Annotated in this window: 14 protein-coding genes and 3 pseudogenes; 2 read left to right on the top strand and 15 right to left on the bottom strand. The window is 66.7% G+C overall.

The window, feature by feature from the left end; genetic code table 11:
* Positions 1-3 precede the first annotated feature (3 nt).
* The 6 genes and pseudogenes from proB to F6B93_RS15385 all read right to left on the bottom strand — a co-directional run.
* Entirely contained in the window at positions 4-1,122 is a 1,119-nt protein-coding gene (gene proB, locus F6B93_RS15360; RefSeq protein WP_211695847.1) for a glutamate 5-kinase, read from the bottom strand.
* Positions 1,122-2,615, bottom strand: a complete 1,494-nt coding sequence (gene obgE / locus F6B93_RS15365; protein ID WP_211699529.1) for a GTPase ObgE — start codon at positions 2,613-2,615, stop codon at positions 1,122-1,124. The genes proB and obgE overlap by 1 nt, the downstream gene beginning before the upstream one ends.
* Before the next feature lie 82 nt (positions 2,616-2,697).
* The gene (gene rpmA, locus F6B93_RS15370; protein WP_211695848.1) at positions 2,698-2,961 is read right to left on the bottom strand and encodes a 50S ribosomal protein L27; all 264 of its coding nucleotides are present in this window, start codon (positions 2,959-2,961) and stop codon (positions 2,698-2,700) included.
* 14 nt (positions 2,962-2,975) lie between these two features.
* Positions 2,976-3,287, bottom strand: a complete 312-nt coding sequence (rplU, locus tag F6B93_RS15375; RefSeq protein WP_211695849.1) for a 50S ribosomal protein L21 — start codon at positions 3,285-3,287, stop codon at positions 2,976-2,978.
* 391 nt (positions 3,288-3,678) lie between these two features.
* Positions 3,679-4,635 (bottom strand): dipeptidase, encoded by a 957-nt coding sequence (locus F6B93_RS15380; RefSeq protein ID WP_211695850.1) that lies wholly within the window; start codon positions 4,633-4,635, stop codon positions 3,679-3,681.
* A 135-nt stretch (positions 4,636-4,770) separates the two neighbouring features.
* Positions 4,771-5,177 (bottom strand): annotated as a pseudogene (locus tag F6B93_RS15385) (integrase core domain-containing protein); the annotation flags it as partial.
* 1,078 nt (positions 5,178-6,255) lie between these two features.
* Here F6B93_RS15385 and F6B93_RS15390 point away from each other — a divergent pair.
* Positions 6,256-9,738 carry a PE family protein gene (locus F6B93_RS15390; RefSeq protein ID WP_211695851.1) on the top strand — a complete coding sequence of 1,161 codons (3,483 nt, stop codon included), beginning with the start codon at positions 6,256-6,258 and terminating at the stop codon, positions 9,736-9,738.
* Between the two features lie 802 nt (positions 9,739-10,540).
* Here the strand turns inward: F6B93_RS15390 and F6B93_RS23430 are convergent.
* Positions 10,541-11,089 carry a PE family protein gene (locus F6B93_RS23430; protein WP_211695852.1) on the bottom strand — a complete coding sequence of 183 codons (549 nt, stop codon included), beginning with the start codon at positions 11,087-11,089 and terminating at the stop codon, positions 10,541-10,543.
* Positions 11,090-11,492: 403 nt separating this feature from the next.
* Positions 11,493-11,785: pseudogene (locus tag F6B93_RS15400) on the bottom strand (integrase core domain-containing protein); the annotation flags it as partial.
* A gap of 48 nt (positions 11,786-11,833) precedes the next feature.
* On the opposite strand from F6B93_RS15400, the gene F6B93_RS23785 reads away from it, so the two are divergent.
* A complete protein-coding gene (locus F6B93_RS23785; RefSeq protein ID WP_425518459.1) occupies positions 11,834-12,118 on the top strand; it encodes a hypothetical protein in 285 nt (94 codons plus the stop codon).
* Here F6B93_RS23785 and F6B93_RS15410 read toward each other — a convergent pair.
* From F6B93_RS15410 to F6B93_RS15440, 7 genes and pseudogenes are all read right to left on the bottom strand, one after another.
* The gene (locus tag F6B93_RS15410) at positions 12,093-12,869 is read right to left on the bottom strand and encodes a hypothetical protein (RefSeq protein ID WP_211695853.1); all 777 of its coding nucleotides are present in this window, start codon (positions 12,867-12,869) and stop codon (positions 12,093-12,095) included. The two genes, F6B93_RS23785 and F6B93_RS15410, sit on opposite strands and share 26 nt — an antisense overlap.
* A 109-nt stretch (positions 12,870-12,978) precedes the next feature.
* Positions 12,979-13,821: pseudogene (locus F6B93_RS15415) on the bottom strand (NHL repeat-containing protein); the annotation flags it as partial.
* Positions 13,822-14,099: 278 nt separating this feature from the next.
* On the bottom strand, positions 14,100-14,915 hold the full coding sequence (locus tag F6B93_RS15420; RefSeq protein ID WP_211695854.1) for a nitrilase-related carbon-nitrogen hydrolase: 816 nt from the start codon (positions 14,913-14,915) through the stop codon (positions 14,100-14,102).
* A gap of 50 nt (positions 14,916-14,965) precedes the next feature.
* Positions 14,966-15,502, bottom strand: coding sequence for a hypothetical protein (locus F6B93_RS15425; RefSeq protein WP_211695855.1), 537 nt, complete (start codon positions 15,500-15,502; stop codon positions 14,966-14,968).
* A 45-nt stretch (positions 15,503-15,547) separates the two neighbouring features.
* Complete coding sequence (gene rne, locus F6B93_RS15430) at positions 15,548-18,586, bottom strand: ribonuclease E (RefSeq protein WP_211695856.1); 3,039 nt, start codon at positions 18,584-18,586, stop codon at positions 15,548-15,550.
* 352 nt (positions 18,587-18,938) lie between these two features.
* Entirely contained in the window at positions 18,939-19,349 is a 411-nt protein-coding gene (gene ndk / locus F6B93_RS15435; protein WP_211695857.1) for a nucleoside-diphosphate kinase, read from the bottom strand.
* Between the two features lie 18 nt (positions 19,350-19,367).
* The gene (locus F6B93_RS15440) at positions 19,368-19,700 is read right to left on the bottom strand and encodes a DUF4233 domain-containing protein (RefSeq protein WP_211699531.1); all 333 of its coding nucleotides are present in this window, start codon (positions 19,698-19,700) and stop codon (positions 19,368-19,370) included.
* Positions 19,701-19,712: the final 12 nt, after the last annotated feature.

Raw genomic sequence — 19,712 nt, forward strand, 5'->3', positions numbered from 1 at the left:
GGGCTACGGTGCCTCTACCGCCACCAGATCGTCGGCGTGCACGGCGGGACGGCGCAACTCCCCCGGCAGCTCAGAGGTCGAGCGGCCGATCATGGTGGCAAGCTCCGTCGCGTCGTAGGCGACCACACCACGGGCGACCACGTTCGCGTCCGGACCGCATAGTTCAACGACGTCGCCGCCGAAGAACCGACCCGATACCCCGGTGATACCCGCGGGAAGCAGCGAGCGCCGCTGCCGCACCACCGCGCGCACCGCGCCTGCATCGAGAGTCAGCGTGCCCGCGGACTCGGCGGCATAACGCACCCAGAACCGGCGTGCGGACATCCGTCGGGGGCGGGCCGCAAACACGGTGCCGACCGAGGCATCGGTGAGTGCGGTCGACACATCGGCGGCGGCGGCCAGCAGCACCGGCACCCCGGCGTCGGCGGCTAGCAGCGCCGACGACACCTTCGACGCCATTCCGCCAGTCCCCAGGTGGCTACTGCGGCCGGCGGTCACACCGTCCAGATCTCCCGGCCCGGATACCTCGGCGATATACCGGGTGGGTGCCGCGGCCTTGCGGGGATCCGACTCGTAGAGCCCGTCGATGTCAGAAAGCAGCAGCAGGGCGTCGGCACCCACCAGGTGGGCCACGAGGGCCGAAAGCCGATCGTTGTCGCCGAAGCGGATTTCATTGGTGGCCACCGTGTCGTTCTCGTTGACGATCGCCACCGCATGGAGTGCCCGCAGCCGGTCCAGCGTGCGCTGGGCGTTGGTGTGCTGCACCCGCATGGAAATGTCGTGCGCGCTCAAGAGCACCTGCCCGACCGTGCGGCCATACCGGCCGAACGCTGCGCTCCACGCATTCACCAGCGCGACCTGGCCCACGCTGGCCGCGGCCTGCTTGGTCGCCAAATCATTGGGTCGACGGGACAACCCCAGCGGTTCAATGCCGGCGGCGATGGCACCCGACGACACGATGACGACGTCGGAACCCGCCTTCATCCGCTTCTCGATCGCATCGGCGAGTTCGGCCAGGCGGCTGGCGTCAAACAACCCGGAAGACGTGGTCAGTGCGGTGGTCCCGACCTTGACGACGAGACTGCGCGCGGTCCGGATGCCTTCGCGGTGGTGGCTGGTCATCATTCGTCGCCTACGGACGGACTCGGTCCCTCGTCGCGGACGCGCTGGTCGCCCCGAGCCGGTTCCCGACGTTGACGCCGCGCGGTCTTGCGCTCCGCGGCGCCTACCCGCTCGGTGCGTTCCAACCGCGGGTCGGTGCCCCGGCCGGACGTCACCACCTGACCTCCGGCGGGAGTTTGCGGCTCCCAGTCGAAGGTCATGGTGCCGATGGTGACCGCGCACCCAGGTTGCGCCCCCAACCTCAGCAATTCCTCCTCGACACCGAGGCGCGCCAGCCGGTCGGCAAGATAGCCAACAGCCTCGTCGTTGTTGAAGTCGGTCTGGTGAATCCAGCGCTCGGGCCGAGCGCCGGCAACGACGAAGCTTCCCGGCTGCTGCGGATCGGGTGCGACGGTGAAGCCGCTGTCGTCGGTGGGCACCGGACGGATCACCGGCCGGCGCGGTACCGCTCGCGGCAGCGCGGCGCGGTAGGCCGAGATCATCTGCCATAGCCCAAAAACCAACGGCTGCAGGTTTTCCCGGGTAGCCGACGATACGCAATAGACCGGCCAGCCGCGGTCGGCGATATCGTCACGGACGAATTCGGCGAGCTCACGAGCCTCCGGCACGTCGATCTTGTTCAGGACGACAGCCCGGGGCCGCTCAGCGAGGTCGCCCAATGTCGCGTCCGCCTGCAACGTGGGCGTGTAGGCGGCCAGTTCGGCTTCCAAGGCGTCGATGTCCGAGACTGGATCGCGGCCCGGCTCGGCGGTAGCGCAGTCCACCACGTGCACCAACACAGCGCAGCGCTCGATATGCCGCAGGAATTCCAGGCCCAGGCCGCGACCTTCGGATGCGCCCGGGATCAGACCCGGCACGTCGGCGACGGTGAACGTATGCTCGCCGGCCGAAACCACACCCAGGTTCGGAACCAATGTGGTGAATGGGTAGTCGGCGATTTTCGGTTTGGCCGCCGATATCACCGACACCAGGGAGGACTTGCCCGCCGACGGGAACCCGATGAGGCCGACATCGGCGACGGTCTTCAGCTCAAGGGTGAGATCGCGCGTCTGTCCCTGCTCGCCGAGCAGCGCGAAGCCCGGCGCCTTGCGAGCCCGCGATGCCAACGCGGCGTTACCCAAGCCGCCCCGGCCCCCAGCTGCGGCCTCATAGCGGGTGCCCGCGCCCACCAGGTCGGCCAGCATCCGATCATTCTCGTCCAGCACAACGGTGCCGTCGGGAACCTTGACTTCCAGGTCCGCACCGGCAGCGCCGTCGCGATTGTTGCCCATCCCCTGCTTGCCCGACGGGGCAGTGATGTGCGGATGGAAGTGGAAATCAAGCAGTGTGTGCACCTGCGGATCGACGACGAAGACGATGCTGCCGCCGCGGCCGCCATTTCCCCCATCGGGGCCGCCCAACGGCTTGAACTTCTCGCGGTGAACCGAGGCGCAGCCGTTACCGCCGGAACCCGCGCGGGTGTGGATGACGACCCGATCGACAAACCGAGGCATCGGGGGTCCTCTCATCCGCCGAGCGTGCAGCTACCGCGAATTTTCTCGCAAATCTTCGCAGCAGGCGCACACCGGGCGGCGATCAGTCGGTTTGTCCGGCAGCAACGATGTTGACGGTCTTGCGACCGTGCTTGACACCGAACTCGACGGCCCCGTTCGCCTTGGCGAACAAGGTGTCGTCGCCGCCACGCCCGACGTTGACCCCTGGGTGGAATTTGGTGCCGCGCTGGCGAACCAGGATTTCGCCAGCTTTGACGATCTGGCCGCCGAACCGCTTGACACCCAACCGCTGGGCGGCGGAATCGCGGCCGTTGCGCGAGCTGGAAGCACCCTTCTTGTGTGCCATGTCCGTCGCCTCCCCTACTTGATGCCCGTGACCTTCAGGACCGTCAGCTGCTGACGGTGGCCCTGGCGCTTGTGATAGCGGGTCTTGTTCTTGAACTTGTGGATCCGGATCTTGGGGCCCTTGGTGTGCTCGAGCACCTCGCCGGTGACCGCGACCTTGGCCAACGCGTCGGCATCGGTGGTGACCTTTGCCCCGTCGACCACCAGCGCCACCGGCAACGACACCTTGGCTCCGGGCTCGGACTCGAGTTTCTCGACCTTGACCACGTCTCCGACGGCGACCTTGTATTGCTTGCCGCCCGTCTTGACGATTGCGTAGGTCGCCATCGTTGCTCCTGCCTTCTGGTCAGCCGCAGCTCGGGCGCTTCGCGCGCGTGCTACCGGCGGTGCGCGTGGTGGGTTTGGGGCGCGGGCCAAACTCGCGCCAAATTCTCAAGCCCGGCTTGTCCTGTGCTTGTTCCTGGGCCGTTAGCCGACCCTCGCCGTCGCCCGGGTGTCAGCCTGGCGACAACTGACCCAGGGTACGTGACCAGCGGCTACAGGGTCAAACCGGCGCGTTGACCCATCCCGAATGCCCTCGTGGGGCGATTCGTTGCCTCATCTGACAATGCCCGCGAGCCATTTGCCGACCTCACAGGCTAAACGAACGGTGCTGGCGAAGGAGATCCTCCCAGGCGCCGAGCCGCGCGGCGGAGTGATCAAACCTTGGCCCGTGGGTTCAAGCACGCCAGGCATGCTGGGCGACCCGATAGAAGTTTCCGCCGAGCACTGCGCCGATGTCGTCATTGGCCCAGCCCTGCCCCGAGAGATGCTCGCCAAGCCTCAGCAATGTTTCCGGCGGCATCCACTGGATCGGCCCCCAGCGGGTGTAGCTGTCATCGAACAAATGCGGGTTGTGGGCGAGTTCGTCGTAGAAATCGGCATGGTCGAAAGAGAAGTCGGTACTTATGCCGACGTGGTTGATGCCGACCAGGTCGATGGCGTGTTCCAGATGCCGTGTCATGGCGGCAAGGGTGGGGGTGTTGGGCCCGAGGAAGATGCCGACGCCAGTAATTCCGATTACACCACCGGTTGCTGCGCACGCCCTGGCTTGGTCGTCGGTGATGTTTCGCGGGTGATCCCAAATTGCGCGCATGCAGGAGTGGCTGTAAATGACTGGGCCAGTGGATATCTCACACATGTCCAATCCAGTGCGGGCACTGCAATGGGAGCCGTCGGGAACGATACCGATGTTGTTCATTTCGGCAACGACGGCGCGTCCCCAGTCGGTGAGACCCCGATCGCTGGTGTCCAGGCACCCGCTGCCGGCCCGGTTTGCGTGGTTGTAAGTGGGCAGCAGCGTACGCACACCGAGGCTGGCTAGGGTCGCGAGATTGTCGAGGTCGTCATCGAGGGGACGCGAGTCTTCCAGGTCGAACACCACCGCTACCCGGCCGCTGCGGTTGATCGCGGCGACGTGGTCGATGGTGGCTGCCAACTCGAGACGGGGGTGGGCTGTGATCACAGCCCGGTAGTGCCGCAACAGCGCCATCGTGTCGGTGAAGCTGTGGGGTGAGTATCCCGCGTTGACCGATACCAAGGTGCCGGCGCGCTGGTGGTAACGGGTCAGCGGTTCGACATCGGTGTCGGTTCGCAATGGCAGACACGTGTGCTGGTCCCACAGGAACGACGTCATAGATACGAATACTGCACCCGCGACCACAGCACGCTGGTGCGTCCCGGACACAGCATTTCGAAGACCCCGGATGCATTGCCGTCTCAAATCCCGAGAATCGGGAGTGTGAGGGGGACCCGTTTGTTGATCCAGTCGCTATGCGGCGTGGGGTTGGTGGGTCGTAGTCCACCTTAGTGCGAACTCGGTTGGGGTGAGTTCGCCGTGGGCGTAGTGGGGTCTGTTGGCGTTGTAGTCGCAGCGCCAGTCTTCGGTAATCACAAAGCCTTCCAGCAGTGAGTCGAAGTGCCACAAGTTGAGCAATTCGTCGCGCATCCGGCCATTGAACGATTCGAACCACGCGGTCTGCCACGGCAAGCCCGGATCGATCAACAGCGAACGGTGCCGGAGAAGCGGCATTAATCGTTCACGGCGTGGGCCACGAACTCGGGACCATTGTCGAAACGCACGTAGTTAGGCGCTCCGCGCTGGAGGGCCAGACGTTCCAAGACATCGACGACGCGGTCGGCATCGATGCAACGATCGACGTCGATGGCCCGGGGCTGGTGTCAGCTTGCCGATTCGTGCGCGGTCGCCGGCCACCAGCTCGGCGATCGCGGCAAAGTCCTGCCGGTACACCCCGATTGTGTACCCGCGATGGCTTGCGGACCGCGCGATCGACCAGAAACGCCGAGAACCACGGTGGAAAGACCGACTCCGGGAGGGGAGTGTCATCATCCGATCTACGAGACGCCTGCACCACAGATCCAATTTTCGCACCAAGCTCGCGGATACCAGGGATCCGCTCGCTATGCGGGCCGTGTCGGCAGCAGGCGGCCGGGTGTCGACCGCGGTGGTAGTGGGACCGGTCTGAGCAGGGCAGATTCGAGATGACGTACCGCAGCGTTATCGGTAGCGGAGGGTAAACGTTGTGGCTCACCCGCAGCCAGACACCCTAATGCCACCGCAAGCCCGAACATATCCGGATGGACAACGGACCCGAATTGACCAGTCACGCTCTGGCCGACTGGGCGCGCTTCGGCTCGGTGGGCACCGTGTTCATTGAACCCGGCGCACCGTCGGCGCGGCCAGTTCGGGGGCGGCCTGGCGAACGTTTTTCCGGTGGGCGGCGTTGTTGCAATTCGGCGAGTCGGTCACGGTCGGAGATTCCGTTCGCGCCGTGTTCTCGAGTGCGGCTACCCGCGTCGGTCGCGGGTGCCGGCGTGGCCGTGGGGGTTGCGATCGGTGCGCTCGGTCTTGGCGCGGTCGGGATCGATGCATGCATCGTGGTTGGGGTTTGGGCAGCTCGGTCCATCGAGGTTCGGATCGATCGTGTTAGCCCGAGAGCGTGGCCTTGTGTCTGAGCGGCTCACGGTCAGCGCCGGGCGCGCACCGACTTGGACGCGGTGGGATCTTGGGCGCGGGCTTGTTAGACCCCGGCCTCGTCACGGCGGTCATTGTCTCGCTGTCAGCAAACATTGATACGCACAACCTGGTTCAGGCAACGCTGTGTATCAGTACTTGCCAAAAAACTATTTCTGAAGTTCAGCGAGCTATTGAAGTTCGCTATATACTCTGCTGGCGCCTCCGGAGGGCGCACGTATGGACTGGCACAGCAACGAGGAACCGATGAGGAGGGCGGTGATGTCGTATGTGTGGGCGGCCCCGGAAGCGCTGGTGGCGGCGGTAGCAGATCTTGAGAGTATTGGCTCGGCGTTGGAGGCAGCCAATGGGGCCGCCGCCGCCCCGACCACGGCGGTGTTAGCTGCTGGTGGTGATGAGGTGTCGGCGGCTATCGCGGCGCTGTTTTCTGGGCACGCCCGCGACTATCAGGTGCTTAGCGACCAGATGGCGGGGTTTCATCGGCAGTTCGTGCAGACCTTGAATGGTGCCGCGGGCGCCTATGCGGCCGCCGAGGCCGCCAACGCCTCCCCGTTGCACGACGTCGAGCAAGCCGCGCTGGCGGTGATTAATGCGCCCACCCAGTTGCTGTTGGGGCGCCCGTTGATCGGCGACGGCGCCAACGGGACGGCGCCCGGGCAGGCCGGTGGGGACGGCGGGTTGTTGTACGGCAACGGCGGGGCCGGCGGGCCCGCCGGTGCCGGCGGTGATGCCGGGCTGATTGGTAACGGCGGGGCCGGCGGGAGTGGGTCGGCACTCGGCTTGTTCGGCGGCGCCGGCGGCAACGGCGGGTTGTTGTATGGCAACGGCGGGGCCGGCGGGGCCGGCGGGACCGCCGCCACCGGACTCGGTTTGGCCGGCGGTGCCGGCGGCAATGCTGGGCTGATCGGCGCCGGCGGTGCCGGGGGTATCGGCGGCAGCGGTGGTGTCGCTGGTATCGGGGGTATCGGCGGGGCCGGCGGTGCCGGCGCTGTCGGGGGGGCCGGCGGGTGGCTGCTTGGCGACGGTGGGGCTGGCGGCGACGGGGGGCAAGGCGGCACCGGCGGCGACGGCGCCGCTGGCCGCAATGGCAGTGTCGACGGCAGCGGCGGTGGGGCCGGTGGGGCCGGCGGTGCCGGCGCGGCCGGGGGGGCCGGTGGGTTGTTCGGGGCCGGTGGTATCGGCGGCAGCGGTGGTATCGGCGGTATCGGTGGCAACGGTGGGGCCGGCGCTCACGGCGCCGACGCAATCACCTTGGGCGATACCGGTGAGGCCGGCGGGGCCGGCGGGGCCGGTGGCGTTGGTGGGGCTGGCGGGCTCGGCGGGGCCGGCGGATCCGCCCTTTTGGGCCAGGCCGGCGGCCAAGGCGCGGGCGGCAACGGCGGGGCCGGTGGTAACGGCGCGGCCCCCGGTGACGGCGGGGCGGGCGCTGTCGGCGACATCACGGTAAACGGTGGCGCCGGCGGAGCCGGCGGTAACGGCGGCAATCCCGGCGCCGGTGGCACCGGCGGGGCTGGTGGTGCTGGCTCTGCCCCAGGCAGCGATGGTGCGAGCGGCATCGACTCAACCGGCGCCGGCGACGGCGGGGCCGGCGGTAAGGGCGCCGACGCCACCGACCCGGGCCAGGCCGGTGGGGCCGGCGGCAAGGGCGGCGATGGCGGACTGTTCGGCAACGGCGGAAAGGGCGGTGTCGGCGGGGCCGGCGCAGTTGGTGTCGCAGGTAGCACTGCCGCAGATGGCAACGGCACGGTCGGCGGCATAGGTGGGGCCGGTGGGGCCGGTGGGGTTGGTGGGTCCGGCGGAGCCAACGCTGGTGATGGCGGCGACGGCGGGGCCGGCGGAGCCGGCGCCGTGGGTGGTGACGGTGGGGCCGGCGACGACGGAGCTGCCGGCGACATAACCGACAACAACGGCGCCGGCGGGTCCGGAGGTGCTGGTGGTGGCGGTGGTGTCGGCGGTAACGGCGGTGTCGGTGGGGCCGGCGGGGCCGCGTTAGCAGCTTCCGGCCAGGCCGGCAACCAAGGCGCCGGCGGCAACGGCGGGGCCGGCGGCAACGGCGGGGCCCCCGGTGATGGCGGTGCCGGCGCCACCGGCGACATCACCATCAACCGCGGTGCCGGCGGTAACGGCGGCAACGGCGGCAATCCCGGTGCCGGTGGGGCCGGCGGGACCGGCGGTAGCGGCTCAACCCCAGGTCAGGACGGCGCAACCGGCACGAGCCCCGACACCGGCGGGCACGGCGGGGCCGGCGGGGCCGGGGCCGCCGGCAGCGCAACCGTCGGTACCGGCCCTCTACGAGGCCACGGTGGTCCCGGCGGCAACGGTGGCGACGGCGGGCTGGTCGGCAACGGTGGTGCCGGCGGCGCCGGCGGTGCCGGCGCTTCCGACCTCGTCCTCCCCGACGGCACCGGATCCTCGAATTTCGGTGGTGCCGGCGGCCACGGCGGCAACAGCATCAACGGGACTGGTGGCAACGGTGGGGCCGGCGGCGCCGGCGGTAACGGCGGCGACAACGCCGGCGGGAACGGCAGTTTCGGCTCTCGAGGCGGTGCCGGCGGTCACGGCGGCACCAGCATCAACGGGACTGGTGGCAACGGTGGGGCCGGCGGCGCCGGCGGTAACGGCGGCGACAACACCGGTGGGACATTCGGCGGCAGTCGCGCAGGTGACGGTGGTGCCGGCGGTAACGGCGGCACCAGCACCACCGGGGCTGGTGGCAACGGTGGTGCCGGCGGCGCCGGCGGTAACGGCGGCAACGACGCCGCTGCACGGAGTATCGCCGGCGACGGTGGTGCCGGTGGTGTCGGCGGCGCGGGCGGCGCTGCCGGTGGTGCCGGTGGTGCCGGTGGTGACGGCGGTGCCGGCGGTGACGGCAGTCCGAGCAGTGAAGGTGGCACCGGTGCTGGCGGCGGTGTCGGCGGCAACAGCTCTAACGGGGCTGGTGGCACCGGTGGCAACGGTGGTGGCGGCGGTGACGGCGGTAACGGCGCCACCAACAGTCGGGCCGGTGGCGGCGGTTTCGGCGCCACCGGCGGCACCAGCACCACGGGGGCTGGCGGTGCCGGCGGTATCGGCGGCATCGGCGGCAACGGCGGCAACGACGCCGTTAACGACAGTCTCGGCGGTCTCGGGGGTAACGGCGGTCTTGGCGGCGTTGGCGCGACCCTCGGCGGTGACAGTGGTGCCGGCGGCGCCGGCGGTAACGGCGGCGACAACCCCGGCCGCGACAGTATCGCCGGTGCCGGCGGTAACGGCGCCACCGGCGGCACCGGCACCACCGGGGCTGGCGGTGCCGGCGGTGCCGGCGGTGTCGGCGGTAACGGCGGCAACACCGCCGGCCGCGACAGTATCGCCGGTGGCGGTGGCCGCGGCGGTCTCGGCGGCACCGGCACCACCGGGGCTGGCGGTGCCGGCGGGGCCGGCGGTGACGGCGGTAACGGCGGCGACACCGCCAGCCGAAACAGTATCGCCGGTGGCGGTGGCCGCGGCGGTCTCGGCGGCACCGGCACCACCGGGGCTGGCGGTGCCGGCGGGGCCGGCGGTAACGGCGGTAACGGCGGCAACGACGCCGTCAACGTCAGTCGCGGCGGTAACGGCGGTAACGGCGCCGACGGCGGTAACGGCGGCACCCTCGGCGGTGGCGCCGGTGCCGGTGGTGGCGGTGGTCGCGGCGGCACCAACGCCGGGGGCGCCAGTATCAACGGTGTCGGCGGTATCAGCGGTATCTCCGGTACCAGCGGCCCCTGAACCGTCTGCACCCACGTCGGCGTTACCGGCGACTGCGCACTGGCCCGCGGGCGACCACATCGGTATCAGGGCCGCGGATCGATCCAACGGCGCCAGACCACGGCCAGAACCGTCAGAGTGACGCATGGGTCCCTAGACCTGTCGATGCGCCGGGTAGCCGCTGAAAACGTTGCGCTTCAACGTCATCTAGCTACCCGTGCTCAAGCAGTTCTTGATGGATTATGTAGATAATCCATGATTTCTAGCGAACGCTGTTCGGAAGCAGCATGTTTGAGTTCCTGCTCGAACCGTCACGATGACAAAGCGTCCATACCGGCCAGGGTCAACTTGCTGCCACGCCTACGCGCCTGCTTGCGTTTCGCGCTCGACCGACAGGGAGTAGGTGCTGGTTGGGCCAGGCCAGCGGCGCTGATCGTGGCGGCGTCTTGACATAGGGCGTCTCTATCGGTGGCCCGTGAAGGCCTCTCGTGACATGAGGAAGTCAAGCGGCTAGATCGAGGGGAGCCGGGAACGCGTAGGTTTCGTCGTAGCTAGCGCCCCTCCGGGCTAATCGGTGGAGCTGCCCGAGGATTCCAGTCCGCACGCTCTCGCCGGGCTTGGTACTGGCGTCTGGCTCCGGGCGAGGCATTAAGTGCGGACACTGCCCAAAGCGATCCAGCTGCGGCAAGCCGGTGCGACCGTACGACGCACAAGCCTCAGGGTCGCAGACCAAACCGGGTTGCAGCAAGTGGGGCGCCCGCCAGCTGGCGTGGATGTGATCGTCCGGATTGCGATCTCTCTCTGTGCATAGAAAGGGGCCCGACTACGAAAGTAACGGCGCCACAAGTCCGAACCCGACGAGAAGCACGGCTGCACCTAAGATTGAAGCTAATACAGCAAACGGAGCCAGTAATAGAACTAACGGAAGAACAAGTAATAGTTCCGGGTCCGAGACAATCAGAGTGAGAAATCCAGATGTTGCCAGCAGCAGAGAATTCCAATAACCCATTATCGAATTGAATAATGGGCCCAGCACGGGAATACTCGCAATGACATCCGCACCTGCACTCAGGGGCTGCAGCCACGACACATTGGCGGCCTCAGCGCTGGCATACGAGCCCGCACTCGCTGTCAAGCGCTGCACAAACTGCTCATGAAACGCCGCGGCCTCCCCGGCCAGTTTCTGATAGTCCACGGCGTGACCGGAGAATAGGTGCGCGATGCTCGCGGACACCTCATCGGCGGCCGCCGGTAGCACCGCGAGCGTCGGCGCCGCTGCTGCCGTGCGCGCGGCGTTGAGCGTCGAACCGATAGTCGCCAACTCCGTTGCCGCGGCCTCCATCAGCTCCGGCGCCGCCATGACATAGGCCATATCCGTCCTCCTGCCGAGCCCTTACCCAGCTAGCCACCTCTTCGGCGTCAACGCTACCCGGGTCCCACGCGATCTCCCGTACCGATATTGAGCCGGAGATCCATTGCAACAGCTCCCGGACGCGCTTTCCCACGTGCGGGCAGATCGTCGAGCACTCCGCGGCATCTACCGTTACCGCCATCGCGACCAGGGCGGGTACACCGATGCACAGGCGGCGTATGGGGTAGCCGCCGCCGGGCTCTAGCTGCTGACTCGCATTACGTTGTCACGCAATCATGTTCGGCCGTACCCCAGATGAACACCTGATCTCCACGCTCGCTCGGCTCGATCACCGCTTTGATCACTTTCTCCAGCGCTGTGCCCTCTTCGCCACCTGAGGGGGACCCGTTTGTTGGTTCAGTCGCTATGCGGCGTGGGGTTGGTGGGTCGTAGTCCACCTTAGTGCGAACTCGGTTGGGGTGAGTTCGCCGTGGGCGGAGTGCCGTCTGTTGGCGTTGTAGTCGCAGCGCCAGTCTTGGTTAATCACAAAGGCTTCCAGCAGTGAGTCGAAGTGCCACAAGTTGAGCAATTCGTCGCGTATCCGGCCATTGAACGATTCGAACCACGCGGTCTGCCACGGCGAGCCCGGATCGATCAACAGCGAACGGTGCCGTTGAAGCGGCACCAATCGTTCACGGCGTAGGCCACGAACTCGGGACGAGTTCACCCGCGAAGCCCTGGCCATCGACGTCGATCGTTGCATCGATGCCGACCGCGCGACTCGGCGATCTCCAGGTGCCGGCACACCTCGTTGAGCTCTTGGCCGGATGCGAGGAGCTTGTTGACCCCGGCGAGCTTGCCGATGATCTGATCCGGCGTGTGCCGCCGGCGCTTGTTCGATGTCATGTCGTTGCTGATTCTTCCTGCCCGAACACACCGGGCAACAGAGTCGCACAAAGACTGGACCACTACAGCGGGCTCACCTCAAGTGATCAGAACCAGTCTCAAATGAACACCGTTGTCGTCATCGATCCCTCTCTGCTGATCTGAGCTTCGCGTTCGGCGGTCTGTGTAGCCACGCAGTAGAGACGGCAGACCAGTCCGCAACGCTCGCATAGGGGCCGGCCTGACTGTGCGCTTCGCCGCACACGTCACTCGCGACGAATCGGGTCGTCGAGATCGTGGGATGGGCCAGTAGCAATCCGGCAGCCGACAGATGCACCGCATCCCAGGATTCGGCGATCGCCGGCCAGTCCGGGTACTTACAGCTGCCAGCGATGATCGGGTGCGATTCGATCAACTCGATCCAATCGCGAGCTGAATCAACCCGCGCGACCCGAACAGAGTCGATATCGAAATACACTTCCCACCGAGGGTCTTCACGACTCAGGTTTTCCCCGCACACGGTCCACGAATCCTTGCCGTCGCTGATCGGAGTCGAAGTCCAGAACGCGCCACCCGGCAACGCGCTCAGAGGATTTCGATTGACAATGACTGGTTCGCGTAATTCGCCGATCTTTCCTTGGTGAATCTGAGGTGAGTCGAAAGTCGATAGCTTCGCCAGGGCCGCCAGTCCCGCAGCGTTGAACTCTTGAAGCTCGGGGTCGTCCACATCGAGGTCCGCCACTTCCAGGCAAGCATCGGAGTAGAGATAGCTGCCGACCACCGAGTCCGCGCCTTCGATCAAGTGTTCCGCCCCCATGTCGCCAACGAACGCCGCAGGTAAAACGCGAGCTGATCGCAGATGATCGATGAACAGGCGCCCTGGAAATGTATCCAGTAGTGATTCGCGGGGGCTCACAGCGGCCTAGTATCACAGCTGCCTCACCGCCGCTGGAAGCTGGCCGCGGGCTTGCCCAGATCACACGGGATGCGAACCGCTTGTGCCACCGCCACGACGATGCTGAGCTTCACCTTGACTCCGCCGCCAGTTTCACCACCCGAGTGCTGTGCCTCCTGGAGAAGTGGTTGTCAGTGACGTACGCGTTGCCCGCGCCGTCGACCGCCACCCCGTTTGGATTGTGAAGGACGGCGAGCAAACTCGTGGTGGTGGAGCCCGCCGCCAGCTTCAACACCTGACCTTTTTCGAAGTCGGTGACGTACACGTTGCCCGCGCTGTCGACCGCCACCCCGTTGGGGCTGCCAAGGACAGTGAACGGCAGCACGGTCGGGGTCGTGGCGCCCGCCGCCAGCTTCAACACCCGACCGCTGTCCTTCTTGGTGATGTCTTGGTCGGTGACGTACACGTTGCCCGCGCCGTCGACTGCCACCGCGGTGGCCCAATCGAGGCCGGTGAAGGGCAGCACGGTCGGGGTGGTGGTACCCGCCGCGAGCTTCATCACCCGATCGTTGCTGCCGTAGTCGGTGACGTACACGTTGCCCTTGCCGTCGACCGCCACCCCGCCGACGTAGTCGATGCCGTTGAACGGCAGCACGGTCTGGGTGCTGGAGCCCGCCGCCAGCTTCACCACCCGCTCGTTGCCGGCGTCGGTGACGTACACATTGCCCGTGCTGTCGACCGCCACCCCGTTAGGCCTGTCAAGGCCGGTGAACGGCAGCACGGTCGGGGTTGTGGAGCCGGGCGCCAGCTTCATCACCCGGCCGTTGTACTTGCCGGTGTCGGTGTCGTGGTCGGTGACGTACACATTGCCCGCGCTGTCGACCGCCACCTCGTTGTAGCCATCAAGGCCGGTGAACGGCAGCACGGTCTGAGCAGCGAACGACGACTCGGGGGTTGCGCCAGTGGAAGGCTGGCTGCGTGGTGCGGCGATGGCAGGTTTAGGCGCCGATGGTTCCTTGTCGCCGGTTCCGATGCTCAGCGTGATGCCGGCAGCAACGATCGCGATGGCCAGCAGCACGGCGGCGGGGATCAGGACGGTTTTACGCCGCCACCACCTGATGTGAGGTGTTTCCGAGTCAACCGCAGAGATGACCCGAATATACCCGACTCACGGCGTCTCCTCGGTGGGCTTGGTGGTGCGGCCGCTGCCCCCGGACAAGACCGGGCGAGCGCACCTTCCGGCTGGGCTGGTCACCGACCGAGGAAGCCGGCATAGAGACCGGGACGGCGGTCGGCGAGGAACAGGCGCCGCGCGTGGCTGTCTCGGGTCTGCGGTAAGTGGACCTCCGCATAGAAGACCTCGTCACCAGCACCGGCCTGCCCGACCATCGAACCGTCGGGCGCGCACACGAACGAACGTCCGGCGAAGGTCATGCGCTCCTCGTGTCCGACGCGATTGGCGAGCGCGACAAAGTAGCCGTTCTGAAACGCAGCGACGCGCATCTCTGCCTCGAAGAGGCCCTCCGGCCATTCGCCGACCGTCCCCGCCTGTGGGACGACGATGAGCTCGGCACCGCCTAGCGCGAGCGCGCGCATGTACTCGGGAAAGTGGCGGTCGTAGCAGATCGCGACGCCGATCCGCCCGGCACGAGTCTGGTAGACGGGCGCACCGGTGTCGCCCGGCGTGTAGTAGTGACGCTCGTGGTAGCAGTCGTAGTCGGTGATATGGACCATCCGAGTGCGCCCGAGGAGTGTGCCATCGGCGTCGATCACCGGTGAACTGTCGTAGCACGCATCGCCGTCGCGTTCGAAGAGATTGAGGACGATCACGACACCGCACTCCGCGGCGACCTCGCAGAAGCGCTCGGTCGTCGGGCCGGGTACGGGTTCGGCGAGTAACTCGGGCCGCGGCCGCCGCTCCTGTGGATAAAAGGGAGTGTTCGCGAGCTCGGGAAATGCGACTAACTGGGCACCGGCAGCTGCCGCCTCGCGGACCGTTCGTAGAGCGCGATCGAGGTTACGTCCGAGGTCGGGACTGACCGCATGTTGAACGAGCGCGAGCTTCACGACGTGACCTCCGGTGTCGGGACAGGGGCTCGGCCGCGGGGCTTGGCAAATCAGAGCCAGCCGGTGCGGGCGGCAGCAACGGGTTCGGCGGGGGCCGGGGCCAATTCCCCGTCCCACACTGCGTCGAGCATCCGTCTTACGGCATCGACAATCTCGGCTGCCGCCGCGGCGAGTCGGGTCAGTTCGCCTTTGGCGACCTCATCGGTATCGATGCCGGCCCGGGCGAGCACGGCGGCCGGATCGGCCAGCTGATCTGCCAGCCAGGACAGCGGGTCAGCTGTCAATTCAGCGACGAAGCACCGGGGTCCAGGTTCCCAACCGTTGAAACGGGGATGGTGGTGGGCGCGGTCCAGCGTGCCAGGCGGGCTCTCCGTAGAACCGAAAATGTCCACCCGCCACACCGGGCGGGTGAATGCAATGGGGACGCCCGCGTAGATCGACCCTTGCGGCTCGGCGCGATCGACGAGGCGGAGTTCCAGTCTGACCCCTCGTTCCGGAGTTTCTTGACCGGCGGCCGGGGCAGGGTCGACGAAATACATGTCTGCGATGACGACCCCGAGGGTTTCAAATCCGAAAGCTGTAAGCATTGCGCACCTTTCGTTGGCCTAGACGATCTTCCGCAGCCCGTACTCCTAGTCGAGATGAATCGGCGGGCCGGCCGGGCGGCCAGCAGCCCGGCGCCGCAACCGCCGGGGCTCGCCTTCGACAGGCATGGCGGGACCCGTGGGCAGGTATGCGGCGTCGGTGGTTGTGTCCGTGTCGGTGTCAGGCTCGGAGTCGGCCTCCTCGGCTTCGAGCTCCTCATTGAGGTCTTCGTCGTCATTGAGGTCCCCGTTGAGGTCTTCGTCTTCACTCAGGTCCCCATTCAGGTCCTCATCGTCGAGCTCGTCGACCTCGTCTTCGCTGTCTTCGTCCAGGTCCTCGAGATCCTCGTCGTCGAGTTCGTCGACCTCGTCTTCGGTGTCTTCCTCGTCTTCGGTGTCTTCCTCGTCTTCGGTGTCGACCTCGTCTTCGTCGGTGTCGTCGGTCTCGTCGATCGCTTCGAAGTCTTCCTGGCCGGTCTCGTCGACCTCAGACGGAACGTGCACTTCAGTCTGATCATCGATCTCGCCACCGAGTTCCTCGTCCGACACCCCGGATTCGTCGTCACCGCGACCCCCGGAGGAGCCGGCAGCCATCGCTTTGAACATCGGATGCTCGCCAGGAGCATGCACCGGCACTTTCGCCACGATGCCTTTCTCACTGGGCTCTTCGGACCGATTCTTCTTCGATCGCCGGCCCCGCCGACCACCGGACTCAGACTTGCGCCCGCTCGTCGATGCCGAATCGACCGGGTCGGTGTGCAGCAGATGCCCGCGACCACCGCAGTTCCCGCACGACGTGGAGAACGCCTCGACCAAACCGGTCCCCAATCGCTTGCGCGTGAGTTGCACCAGGCCCAACGACGTCACCTCGGACACCTGGTGGCGGGTGCGGTCGCGGGCCAGTGATTCGGTCAGACGACGCAGCACCAAGTCGCGGTTGGATTCGAGCACCATGTCGATGAAGTCAACGACGACGATGCCGCCGATGTCACGCAGCCGCAGCTGACGCACGATCTCCTCGGCCGCTTCGAGGTTGTTCTTGGTGACTGTCTGCTCCAGGTTGCCCCCAGAACCGGTGAACTTGCCGGTGTTGACGTCGATCACCGTCATCGCTTCGGTGCGGTCGATCACCAGGCTGCCGCCCGAGGGTAACCACACCTTGCGATCCATCGCTTTGGTCAGTTGTTCGTCGATGCGGTGCACCGCGAAGACGTCCGGTCCGGCTTGCCCATCCGGACCGGTGACTGGCTCGTACTTGGTCAGTTTCGAAACCAAATCGGGTGCAACGGAATTCACGTACTCGTTGATCGTGTTCCAGGCCTCGTCCCCGGAGACGACCAGCCCGCTGAAGTCCTCGTTGAACAGGTCCCGGATGACCTTGACCAGCACATCCGGCTCTTCGTAGAGCGCTACGGCCGCGCCGGCGGCCTTGTCCTTGGTTTCGGTTGCCTTGGCGTCGATCTGCTCCCAGCGCTCCCGCAGCCGATTGACGTCCGCCCGGATGTCGTCCTCTTTGACTCCCTCGGACGCGGTACGGATGATGACGCCTGCATCGGAGGGCACCACTTCGCGCAAGATCTCTTTGAGGCGCTGACGTTCGGTATCGGGCAGCTTGCGACTGATCCCTGTCGACGACGCTCCGGGAACATAGACCAGGTAGCGGCCCGCCAGCGACACCTGCGTCGTGAGCCGCGCGCCCTTGTGCCCGATCGGGTCCTTGCTGACCTGCACCACGACATAGTCGCCGGGCTTGAGAGCTTGTTCGATCTTGCGGTCGGCCCCGTCCAACCCCGCGGCTTCCCAATTGACTTCGCCCGCGTACAGCACGCCATTGCGTCCGCGGCCGATGTCGACGAAGGCCGCCTCCATCGAGGGCAGCACGTTCTGGACGATCCCCAGGTAAATGTTGCCGACCAGGGAGGCTGAGGCGGCGGAAGTCACGAAGTGCTCAACCACGATGCCGTCTTCGAGCACCGCGATCTGGGTGTATCGCGCCCCGGGGTTTGGCGGCTCGGTGCGCACCCTGTCGCGCACAACCATGACCCGCTCGACAGCTTCCCGGCGAGCCAGGAATTCGGCCTCGGTCAGCACCGGTGGGCGGCGCCGACCTGCGTCACGCCCGTCGCGGCGGCGCTGTCGCTTGGCTTCCAGCCGGGTCGAACCGTCGATACCTTTGATCTCCGCGCCCGCGTCGTTTCGACCGTTCGAGCCGCCGGACTTCCCGCCGGAGCGGGGCGCCCGCTCGTGGACGACGGTGTTGGGTGGATCGTCGGGTGCTGGCCCGCCATCGTTGTCGTCACCGGAACCGGACTTGCGCCGCCGGCGGCGACGACGGCGGCGGTTGCCGGCCTCGGAAGAACCGTTCTCTTCGTCACCGTTTTCGGACCCGTCATCGGCGTCTTCGCCATCCTGGACGTCGCCATCGGCGTCGGTCGATTCTTGGGCCGAATGTCGGGCCACTCGTTGGGTGCCCTGATCGTCTCGCTGGTCCGTCGGGCCGTCACCGTTGCCACCGGCATGGCTGCGACCGTCTGGTGGGCCATCGGACCCGCCCTGTTCGCCGCGACCGCGTCCACGACCGCGACGGCCGCGACGCCGCCGCCGGTTCGCGGGTCGGTCGGCCGGCGCTTCGTCGTCGTCCGCGTCGGACTCGTCAGCCGACTCGGGGCCATCGTCGTCAAGAGTCGAGCCGACATCATCGCCGGCGTCCGGCGGTTCCGGCATTGGCTGGGGCGCGACAAACAGCGGCATGTAGTGCGGTCGCTCCGCGTCGACCTTTGCCGTTTCCGGTGTCTCCAACAGCACCCGTGATTCCGGTTCGGTCGGTTCGGCTGCCGCATCACCGCCAGCCACGACCGCGGCCTTGGGCTCCTCGGCCAGCAGATCGCGCACGCGGACCGCATCGACGCGGTCCACCGTCGAATGTGCGCTGCGGATGCGTCCGTCGAGTTCGGTCAGGGCGTCCAGCACCCGTCTGCTGGTGGTTCCCAGCGTGCGGGCTAGCGAATGGACTCTTAGCCGGTCCGGCAGATCCTCGCCCGGTGTCGGCTCGTTTGCTGGTTCTGAAGATGGTGCACCGTCTACCACGTATTCTCCTCAAGCCCCCGGGCGCGTCTTGGTCGACGCGGCCACGCGAGGGCTTCACTATGTGCCCGGGTCACTTCTCCCGGGCTTGTGCTGGTCTTGCTCCGAGCGGCCCACGAAGAACACACTCGGCGCCGTGCTGAATGACGGCCCGACATGCCGCGCCGCATCGAGAGGGCACGATGGTCGCGCTTGTCTAAGTCTTCATTCGGGCGTCCGTCACCTGTTCGGGGACGTTCACCTAGCACCAGTATCCCATAACTATCCCAGATGACCGGCCAAGGTCGGGCTGCCCTGATCCGGGCACTGCGCAACGACGGGCTCACCGGCCCGGGTTCTCGACGCTCTCGACGCTCTAAATGCCGGGAAACCAGAGCGCGATCTCACGCTGTGCCGATTCGGCCGAATCGGAACCGTGGACCAAATTGAACTGGGTTTCCAACCCAAAATCGCCCCGGATGGTTCCGGGTGTGGCCTTCTCCACCGGGTCCGTGCCGCCCGCGAGTTGCCGAATCGCCGCTATCGCTCGCGGTCCGGCAACGATCGCCGCCACCAACGGCCCCGACGTGATGAACTCCAGCAAAGAATCGAAAAATGGCTTGCCGTCGTGCTCGGCGTAGTGACGCCGGGCGAGCTCAACACCGACATTCCTGAGCTCCAATGCCGCGATGGTCAGGCCCTTGCGTTCGATGCGGCCAATGATCTCGCCTATGAGTTGGCGCTCGACACCGTCGGGTTTGATCAGGAGGAGGGTCCGTTCGCTCACGGCGCACAGCGTACCCAACTAGCCGGATCCGTCCGGCGACGCCAGCCCAGGTTCGTGGCGTCGCTTCACCTCGGCACGCAAATAGGCGATGAGTAACCACAACGCAGTGAACAGCACACCGACGACACCCACGGCCGGATATACCGCATAGCCGGCGATCAGCGCCGGCTGAACGCCCAGGTTGACCCAGATAGCCCACGGTCGGCGCTGCAAGCCGGACAGCAGGATCAACAACGCCGCCAGCCCGATCAGGTAGCCCAGGGATGCCGCAGACAGCCCACCGCCGACCGAACCCACGACAGGGAGGGCCAGCAGAACGACGATCGCTTCCAGCAGCAGCGTCACAGCCATCACCCCGCCAAA

This window comes from Mycobacterium spongiae, from assembly GCF_018278905.1.
GTDB classification, from domain to species: Bacteria; Actinomycetota; Actinomycetes; order Mycobacteriales; family Mycobacteriaceae; genus Mycobacterium; species Mycobacterium spongiae.

What these genes read in the sequence shown, in the direction of transcription:
- proB (WP_211695847.1), bottom strand. Translation starts at nt 1,122, where the DNA reads ATGACCAGCCACCACCGCGAAGGCATCCGGACCGCGCGCAGTCTCGTC.
- obgE (WP_211699529.1), bottom strand. Translation starts at nt 2,615, where the DNA reads ATGCCTCGGTTTGTCGATCGGGTCGTCATCCACACCCGCGCGGGTTCC.
- rpmA (WP_211695848.1), bottom strand. Translation starts at nt 2,961, where the DNA reads ATGGCACACAAGAAGGGTGCTTCCAGCTCGCGCAACGGCCGCGATTCC.
- rplU (WP_211695849.1), bottom strand. Translation starts at nt 3,287, where the DNA reads ATGGCGACCTACGCAATCGTCAAGACGGGCGGCAAGCAATACAAGGTC.
- F6B93_RS15380 (WP_211695850.1), bottom strand. Translation starts at nt 4,635, where the DNA reads ATGACGTCGTTCCTGTGGGACCAGCACACGTGTCTGCCATTGCGAACC.
- F6B93_RS15390 (WP_211695851.1), top strand. Translation starts at nt 6,256, where the DNA reads ATGTCGTATGTGTGGGCGGCCCCGGAAGCGCTGGTGGCGGCGGTAGCA.
- F6B93_RS23430 (WP_211695852.1), bottom strand. Translation starts at nt 11,089, where the DNA reads ATGGCCTATGTCATGGCGGCGCCGGAGCTGATGGAGGCCGCGGCAACG.
- F6B93_RS23785 (WP_425518459.1), top strand. Translation starts at nt 11,834, where the DNA reads ATGCCGACCGCGCGACTCGGCGATCTCCAGGTGCCGGCACACCTCGTT.
- F6B93_RS15425 (WP_211695855.1), bottom strand. Translation starts at nt 15,502, where the DNA reads ATGCTTACAGCTTTCGGATTTGAAACCCTCGGGGTCGTCATCGCAGAC.
- F6B93_RS15440 (WP_211699531.1), bottom strand. Translation starts at nt 19,700, where the DNA reads ATGGCTGTGACGCTGCTGCTGGAAGCGATCGTCGTTCTGCTGGCCCTC.